Raw genomic sequence first — 8388 nt, forward strand, 5'->3', positions numbered from 1 at the left:
ATTGACAAACGCCTGCTCGCCGCTTCGCCCCTGGCCGGCCGCCCCCAGCAGCCCGCCTCGCCCCAGCGTGGCCAATGACGTTGAACCCAAGCCCAGGCTATTGCCGCTGACGATCGCAACCATGTGATCTACCTAATGGTGAACCGCCGGCTCGGGCCCCTGCCCCTCACCCCTCCTCCAACCCTTTGGAGAACTGCTCAACGGTATTTCATCAATACATCCTCCCCTTTAACACTTTGTTTAGGAAAATTTGCATCCGACCGCACGCGCCGAAAATCGCTAAACAAATTCAAATCGGCATGGATATATTGATAAGCGCCACTGGCACGGACGCTGCGCGCCTGCGCGTATCGGCATTCAGCCAGGGCGACCCCACGCCCTTCATTTCCTGACCGGTATCCATACAGGCGGCATCACCCGGAGACTCTTCCATGTTTATCGCGATCACCATGAACCACATCCGTGCCGTCAAGGCCTGGGCAGAGGCTCATGACGCGCTCGTCAATCTCAATGTGCTGACTTTTGAGCTTGAAGTGAAGGCCCGTAACCGATATTTCACGCTGCATCCCCAGTTCCTGGCACACAAGGACGGTCAGTTGATGCATGTTCCCCAGATGGTTCGAGAGGCCACCGGATTTATCGGCTGGCTGCCTTACCGCCCTCTGCGCTGGCCCCTTGCGGCAGACAAGCTCTTCTTCAAGAAGCGTCTCGCGGAGTCCGGACTCACCACCCCCGCCATGTGGCCGTCCCCGCGCGAGGCCACGGCTGACTTTGTCGTCAAACATTCGGTCGGATCTTTCGGCAAGGAACTGGCCGGCCCCTACCATCCCGGGCAAGAACCCGACGCGGCGCAGATGCAGGCATTGGCAAAACCGGGCAGCACCGGCAGCCTCTATGCAGAGTCGTTCGTGCATGGCACGAATATCAAAGTTTGGTTTTGGGGAGGTCGCGCATTCCATGCGCAACTGCATCCCTATCCTTTAATACACGGTAACGAGCGCAACACCATCGCAGAGCTGATTGACGCGCGCCTCAAAGACCTCAAGCAAAGCTGGGCCGACTACCCTGAGAAGCAGGCGGTGGCACAGGCGCTTGCCTATCAGGGCCTTAACTTTAATACCGTGCTGCCACCAGATATGTCTGCCTGGCTGGACTATCGCTACGGACGCCGTTTCGCGCCGGATGCGGCTACGGAAGAGGAAGACAATTTCCTGCGGCACATGCCTGCGACTCAAATAGCCCAACTGGAGGTAGCCGGCCAATGGATCGCCGCAGAGCTGCGGGAGGAACTCAGCGCACCTGTTTTGTGTTCGCTCGACGGAGTGCTCGACACGGACGGAAAGATCTGGTGGCTTGAGGCCAATTCGAACCCCATTTTCCCGCCGACCGGCTATTCGGCCATGTTTTCAACACTTTTCGGAACACCCATTTCCGCCCCGGAACCCGGCTCTGCCATGGCACCGGCATCCGGTCAGACCATACCGAACCCAATGCGCGGGTCACCAGACGGCATAGCTATTCCGGCGGAACGCCCCGCGCAGATCAGGCTTAGCCCCGGCATCGGCGAAAGGGTGTCGGCATGAAGCCTGAATTTTCTGCGTCCGGTTCGCCAATCTCCGTGCCATCGGCTACCAGGATCGGCGGCAACCGAAATCGCGTTCTGAATCACCGCATTCCCACCCAGGTGCAGGCCTGCCTTGGCGCTGAAGACCGCTTGTCGCCCATGTTTTCCGGCGCCAGCCGTATCCGCAGCAAGGGCCGCCTGGCAACGCTGGTGGTCCGCACTGCCAACGAAGACATCGAAGTCCAGGCACCCGCACTGCTTTTGGACCAGGCCTTCAGCCTGTGCGACGGAACACGCACTGTCGACGAAATCCTGAAGAGTTTCGGGAACGCGCAAGAGCGCTCTGAGTTTGCCCAATTCATGGAGTTCCTGCTCGCCGAGGGCGCTTTGATCGACGCCAGCCTGGTGAGCGCACACGCTGCGCACTATGCCTTTCAGTTCAGCCCTTTCGGCCTTTCAGCGGCTGCCAAATTGACGGGCAGCATCGCAGCACGCTTTTTGTGGAATGAAGAGCAGTCCGAGGAAACCCTGCCCGAGTCTGCCGCCAGAGTGGAAAGTACCCCGCTTGACCCTTTCTTTTCCGCGCGCACAACAAGCTATACCTTTGATGACAAGCCGGTATCCATTTCCGCGCTCCACCAACTGCTTTGGTCCCTCGCCGGTGTAGTCCGGGTCAAGCATCCGCGAATAGGATACGCGATGCCGCAACGCACCATCGCGTCTGCAGGTGGCATGCACCTGGTGGAGGTTTACGTGGCGCTGCAACGCCAGGTCGGTGACTATCTGCCCGGCGTGTACCAGGTTCAATACCCCGACGAGCGCACGGTATTGCTGCACCCCGTCGGGAACACACCACCGCAGCTGGCCTTGGCCTTCGGCAAGCCCTGGGAATTAACCTATGCAACGGGTGCCGTTTTCCTCGCCGCCGATCCGGCGATAGCAGCGACGCGCTACCGCAACCGCTCGCTCCAGTACCTCTTTATGGAAGCCGGTGCAGCGCTGCACAACGGTGCACTCAGCGCCGGTGCCCTGGAACTGGGCTACGCAACAATAGGCGGGTATTACGAACGGCCGATCGCGCGCATGTGCGGACTCGGCCGGCAACTGCTGCTGGGTTCGGCCATGTTCGGTGTCAAGGCTACTTCCGAGCAAATTACCATTATGGAGCGGATGCCGCTGATCGATTTTGCTTGGGTCAACGGCGAATCCGCGCTTTACTCCATGGGTTTTCACCTCGCGCGTGCAAAAATTCTCGATGAGAATGACGAGCGGCCGCACACCTGGGGCCGCGGAACAGATCCATTGCTGGCGGTACGCAAGGCCATTGCCGAAGCCATAGAGCGCGAAGGCTTCCGGCAACCGCGAGGCATCGTCGAAGGTAGCATCGCCGAGGTCGAGCATGCACTGGATCCCCGACAGTTCGTCTGCTACGCGGAGAAACAGTACGAAACTTCAAATTTCTTCTATCGACCATTCTCAGAAACACAATCCTATCCCTGGGCAGATGCACTGGAACTGGCTACGGGCAGAAAAGTCCGGGTGCTGGCGGAACTCGTTTTTTCACGCAACAGCCTTGCCGCCCTCGGACACGACACCTCACGTCCGTATACCCAGGTGACATCCTCAGGTTGCGCCGCCAGCACCACTGTGGAAGACGCTACCGTTAGAGCACTACTGGAGGTGGTGGAGCGCGATGCGTTCATGCGGCATTGGCTTGCTCAAAAACCAGGAAGCCTGGTTCCCCCTGAACAATGGCCCGAGGACATTGCGCAGCGCATCGGCACCTTGCAAGCGGCCGGCTGCAGGGTGACGGTCCAGCATCTGCAAGTGCCATGGGCGCACGTGGCACTGGTTTCCGCGCAGCATGACGCCCAACACTTCACCACCATGGGAACCGCAGCCAGCGACAGCTTCGGGGATGCCGTCCACAGCGCGCTCGATGAGGTGGAGGCCCGGGTATATGCCTGGATCCATGGCCACCTGCCTGGCATCAGCTCCCCAGACGAAGTCGAGACCACCGAGCATCACTTTGAACTTTATGGCCTCAAACGCTACTACCGGCGTGCCGACCGGGTGCTGTTTCCGGTAACCGCCTCCACCACGACTCAGTGGCCCGAAAACTCATGCCAGACGTCACTTTCTACGCTGGTCAAGCGCTTTACGGAGCGAGGCCTGCGTCCCCTTGCGGTCGACATCACGCCCACGAAAAGCCATATCGACCAAGGTCGCACCCACCTTTCGGTGGTTAAGGCCCTCATCCCCGGTTTGCTGCCGATCTCGTTCGGTTATCAACGAGAGCCTCTGGGAATGGTTCCTCGTATCCACTCTGGATCGAAATTCCCGCATCCGTTTCCCTGATTTTTCAACCTGACTAAAGGAGTCATTTCATGCAAGAAAAAGCAAAGCCCCAGTCCGACGCGGCTTCCACGCAAAAGAAACAGGCCAGTCCAAAAGCGACCGGCGACAACACCAACGGCAGCGGCAGTGCAAGCGGCCGCTGGACTGCAGTTCATCGTGCACGCCTTCCCCACAAAGCCGGCTTGCCCCTGAGTTCCGGTGGCTGCGGCGACAACGTTAGCCGATAAATCATTGCCCAACCGCAGTGCATCGAGAGTGCCGGGTGAGCCCTGCGCTCAACGACCTCCTCGATGCCTGTTTTCATTCCGACTATGCATACCAACAACCCGAACATCACAGTTCTTGACGATTTACTGCCCGAAGCATTAATGACGTCCCTGATCGAGGCCGTCTCGTGGATGCCCATGCATTTCCTGAATCGATGGGAGCGCTTTAAATCGCATGAGCTTGACATGCATTGGTACTACCCCGTTGCGTTCACGGAAGAGCCGTTTACCGACGATGTGGAGCCCAATATGCGCGCACTCGATGACACTCTCCAGTCAATCACGCAATGCTGGGACTTGATCAAGGCCAGCCATGATCACCCGGTGCGACTGTACGAATGCATGATCAGCGCCAATACCTTCGGCACCGAAGGCCGGTTGCATCAGGATATAGGCGAAGCAGACAAGCGCCCCCTGCACAACACGGCGCTGGTTTACTGCAACCGGGAATGGAATGTGGCCTGGGCCGGCGAGACCCTTGTTTTCGATGAGCAGAACGAGATCACCGCTGCCGTTATGCCAAAGCCGGGCCGCATCATGAAGATCATCGGTGACCCGACGCATGTCGGCCGCTCGGTCTCGCGTATTTGCCCCACTGACCGGCGCGTCATCGTCTTCAAGTACTGGACTGTCAAGTAGCCGCCGATGGGCGTAATGCTGAGTTGCATTGAAGCCCAGCCGCCCCTCGAGTGCTCATACGCTGTGCGGCACGGCCGCGCCGTCAATCACAGGCGCCTGGCGTGCGGCGCAAACCAGATCAAGGCGACTCCCCCCCCGCCGTGCGATTGAAAATATCACTCAACATGACGTCATAGCCCGAATGCGGAAACATGGGATGGGAGTTCAGCTCGAGCCACCACAGCTGACCTTCGTCGTCGAGCACGGCATCTACCGAATAGGCCAGGGGTGCCGGCGCGACTTCCTGCAAGGCAGTGCGCATCAGGGCTCCCATTTGCGCAATCTGTTCGCCGCACACGGTTTTTAACTCCGTCAAGGCGCTGCCGGCTTTGGCGGCCCCTTGCCTTGGTGCGAAGCTGCGGCCATACCGGAAATCAATCCACATCTCTTGCCCGGCAGACAGAACATCCGTGGGCGAGAAGCTCTGGTAGGCCATGCACGCCACCAGTATTGCCTTGTCGGCCAGAATGTTGGCACCAACGTCTTGCTTGAGTTTTGCCTCGGCCAGCGCGCCGGCTGTTGACACGCCATCGCCGGTGACCGTGGCGTAGTCTTGCATGTCGGCGAAGAACGGTGTGTGACCCCAGTACCAGATCTTTACGATCTTGCCGGCGACAAACTGTTCATGGAATGTGCCGGCGTCAGAGCTGTTTGGCTCAAGGGGAGGCACCGGGACGGTTGCCAGAAAGGGCCCCTGGATGTCGTAACCGAACGAGCCTCGGGATTTTTTCCGGATGTAGCTTTGCGCCGGCTGCTGGCCCGGGGGCCACATTTGGGGTGTACGAACACCGGCCTGGTCAAGGTGCTGCTTGAACAGCCGCTTTTCGGTGGAGAGCGGCGTGGAATAAGGCCTGTAAGGGCGCCACCCGCCAAATGCAATCACCGACTCCATCAGGTCTTCGATGTGAACCAGCTTGTTGCGGACAGACGCCGCAAAGATCGGATAGAACCGGAAATACACATTGGCACAGCGTATTTCCAGCTGCACGGTCTGAATGTCTATCTCAACCTTCGCGTCATGCTGGGCCGCCCATCCGCGCACAGCGCGGAAGTGGTCAAAAAAAGTAGGGAAGGCCATGAGTCCTCAGTCGTTGTCTATTGCGGGGGGGGGGGCGACTTGCCGCTAGTTGAAAGGATGGGGGAACTTTCCCCCGGGTGCGATTTTCTCGTCCATGCCCAAAGGCAAACCGTCATACCCAAACCCTATGGGAATAGCGCCCGGAATCAGCACCCGCACCGAACGTATGACCTGACCATCAAGTGATTCGGGAGCCGCCCGCTGGGTTAAATCCACCCAAACGGCCTTGGGGGGCCGTGGCGCGGCCTGCAGCCTTTGCGCCAGGGTCGCGGGCCATGTTGCCTGCAGTTCCGCGAAACTCACCACGTCCCCACCCTCCGTGATTGCCGCCGTCTTTAAATAGTGGGCCGGTTGCCTGAAGAGAAGGCCGTGGTCTGCTGGCGTCTGCACCGCCTTCGGCGCCAGCCGCTTGGGCGGGCCGGATTTCACGGAGAGCAATCCGATGGTTTCTGCTTCGCTCAGCGCATGCGTGATGGATGCATCCATAGAGCCGAAGCATGATGCCGCGATCACGGAAAATTGGTGGACGGCGGAAGCAATCGCGATAAAGATGACCGGCCCCCATTCCCCTGCAAAGACGCCAATGCGCAAGGTGCAGCCGCGCGCCTCCCAGCCGCGAGCCTTGGCCTGAATGCCGGCTGGAAGTGAACCGGGTGCCACCAGGCGGCCCGGTCGCTGTGCAAGCCAATGCCTGACGAAAGCATCCCGCTCAATCACTTCGAGGCCCGCGCGTTCAATCGCCACATCCAGTGATACATCGCTGGCGCAGCCCGACGAAGTTTGCCGCATCAACATGCCGAACTCAGACGCTCGCGGCAGATTCGCCCCTGAAAAAACACAGTCGGCGGGCACCAAGAGCTTCTCATCGCTACCCAGGCAGTTGGCTTCAACCCAGAAGCGCTCGGCGTCGTCGCTGTAGGGCCGGATGCCCAGGCTCGCCTTGTCACGGTATTGCCTCTCCGAGAACCGGATCAGTTCGGTGGGGTTGAGCTTGCCGGCAAGCTCACAGCCTTTTTTGAGCAATAACCCGGCGGGCGGCTCGCGGTAGGCATGACGCTCGACCGCCTCCGACAGTGCCTTGGCACATGCCACCTTGACATCAACGGAACGCCCCCAGCCTGTCAGGTTGGCGCCGCCATCGCGCTCAACCTGGGCCGCCGCCAGATAGTCTCCACCGGCTTCGCCACGGTCGATAATCCTGACCATCGGCTTGAGCAAAGCGGGGTTCCCGATGCCTCCATGACGTGGTGGCACGCCGCCGAGGAATGTGGCGGCGATGAATAAGTGCTTGTCTGGCCCGCACAGTGCACTCACCGCCTGCCCATAGGCGGCCCCGGCCTCCACATGCGCGATACCGCTGGCGGTAGCCGCAGAAGCCAGCCTTTGCAGAGCCGCCCCGCCAGTCACCAGAGCTACATCCAGCGGGCAGTCCGGAAGGTTGCTTTCAGCAAAAATGGCCAGCAGCGCCTGGCTGCGAAAGAAGTCGTAGAGATTGGGAAATGCCTCGTATGACACAGCGGTAGCGGCCTTGCCAAACGGCCGGAGAAAGGCTCCGGCCGCGGCCCAATGCACTTCATAAGTGCCAGCCTCAACAACGCCCAGGTTTTCGCGGAAGAAAACTACAAAACGCAAACCAGCCGGGCCCTCTGCCTGCGGCGCTACGGCCAGCAGGTTGGCCAATGCGCCAAGAGACAGCACCCCGGCCGGGCCGGCCTCTGCGGCGCCCGAATGGCGAGGCACCGCCAGTTCAATATCTCCGCCCTGCGGCAAGGACACTTCGAACCCGCCTGGGGCCGCTTTCTGGTAGGGCCGCTGCATCCGCCTTTCCTGAAGCAGCCTATCCGCCACAAACCGATGGTCCACCAGCACGCCCGCCTCCAGCATGGCGTCCATAAAGCCACCAAACCGCGAGGCTGGCCATTTGGTTTCGGCCATGCTTGCCAGTTCTGCCCGTGTTTTGCTGCCGTCGCACCAATGAAAAAGCGCCCGCAAGAATTTTGCAGGCGCCTTGATGGTCAGCTCTTCATCTTTGGCCCGTAGCGTTAAAACACCGCCCTGAATCAAGGCGGCGCCTGCCAGCACGGGCGCGATTCCGGCGTCGAACTGAGTTGGTTTCTGGTGATTTACCTTTTCGCTCACGCGGCAATGGTACTCACCTGGTCAACAAAGCTGGCCGCAGCCGCATCAACCGCCAAGGCTTGCCAAGGCGCAGCCAGTTGCACCGGGCCCTGCTGGCAAGGGCTAAAGGCCAGAAAGCCTTCCACAAACAGGCCGCAGCCCTGCTCGGTGATGATGTTGTACAACCGGGTTTCGGGCGGCATGTGATGGAACACCGGGCGCGCATGCACCCAGCCCGACACATGCGCAAACTGCTCGGGCAGGTCAATCGCCAGGGGGACGGCCGGCGGCATCTCGGGGCTGACCGCGTTGCGTTTTTCGTACAG

At 60.1% G+C, this 8388-nt stretch carries 7 protein-coding genes; 4 read left to right on the forward strand and 3 right to left on the reverse strand.

Features of this window, described 5'->3' with window-relative positions; genetic code table 11:
- The first annotated feature begins 431 nt into the window (after positions 1 to 431).
- The 4 genes from AC1DZE_RS23170 to AC1DZE_RS23185 all read left to right on the forward strand — a co-directional run bounded on the left by AC1DZE_RS23170 (position 432) and on the right by AC1DZE_RS23185 (position 4827).
- Entirely contained in the window at positions 432 to 1583 is a 1152-nt protein-coding gene (locus tag AC1DZE_RS23170) for a hypothetical protein (RefSeq protein WP_477672338.1), read from the forward strand.
- The gene (locus AC1DZE_RS23175; protein WP_477700607.1) at positions 1580 to 3922 is read left to right on the forward strand and encodes a YcaO-like family protein; all 2343 of its coding nucleotides are present in this window, start codon (positions 1580 to 1582) and stop codon (positions 3920 to 3922) included. The genes AC1DZE_RS23170 and AC1DZE_RS23175 overlap by 4 nt, the downstream gene beginning before the upstream one ends.
- 29 nt (positions 3923 to 3951) lie before the next feature.
- Positions 3952 to 4149: a hypothetical protein gene (locus AC1DZE_RS23180; RefSeq protein WP_477671723.1), complete on the forward strand. Its 198-nt coding sequence runs from the start codon at positions 3952 to 3954 to the stop codon at positions 4147 to 4149.
- An 84-nt stretch (positions 4150 to 4233) separates the two neighbouring features.
- Entirely contained in the window at positions 4234 to 4827 is a 594-nt protein-coding gene (locus tag AC1DZE_RS23185; RefSeq protein WP_477674467.1) for a hypothetical protein, read from the forward strand.
- 118 nt (positions 4828 to 4945) lie between these two features.
- Here AC1DZE_RS23185 and AC1DZE_RS23190 read toward each other — a convergent pair whose 3' ends face one another.
- The 3 genes from AC1DZE_RS23190 to AC1DZE_RS23200 all read right to left on the reverse strand — a co-directional run.
- On the reverse strand, positions 4946 to 5944 hold the full coding sequence (locus AC1DZE_RS23190; protein WP_477674466.1) for a hypothetical protein: 999 nt from the start codon (positions 5942 to 5944) through the stop codon (positions 4946 to 4948).
- A gap of 45 nt (positions 5945 to 5989) precedes the next feature.
- A complete protein-coding gene (locus tag AC1DZE_RS23195) occupies positions 5990 to 8083 on the reverse strand; it encodes a YcaO-like family protein (RefSeq protein WP_477700608.1) in 2094 nt (697 codons plus the stop codon).
- On the reverse strand, positions 8080 to 8388 hold a 309-nt coding region (locus AC1DZE_RS23200; RefSeq protein WP_477700609.1), incomplete at its 5' end, for a hypothetical protein. The genes AC1DZE_RS23200 and AC1DZE_RS23195, both read right to left, overlap by 4 nt.

It is taken from the genome of Polaromonas sp. P1_F1 (assembly GCF_056405795.1).

Excerpts from the sequence above, each read along its gene's own strand:
- AC1DZE_RS23190 (WP_477674466.1), bottom strand. The coding sequence starts at position 5,944 with ATGGCCTTCCCTACTTTTTTTGACCACTTCCGCGCTGTGCGCGGATGG.
- AC1DZE_RS23170 (WP_477672338.1), top strand. The coding sequence starts at position 432 with ATGTTTATCGCGATCACCATGAACCACATCCGTGCCGTCAAGGCCTGG.
- AC1DZE_RS23185 (WP_477674467.1), top strand. The coding sequence starts at position 4,234 with ATGCATACCAACAACCCGAACATCACAGTTCTTGACGATTTACTGCCC.
- AC1DZE_RS23175 (WP_477700607.1), top strand. The coding sequence starts at position 1,580 with ATGAAGCCTGAATTTTCTGCGTCCGGTTCGCCAATCTCCGTGCCATCG.
- AC1DZE_RS23180 (WP_477671723.1), top strand. The coding sequence starts at position 3,952 with ATGCAAGAAAAAGCAAAGCCCCAGTCCGACGCGGCTTCCACGCAAAAG.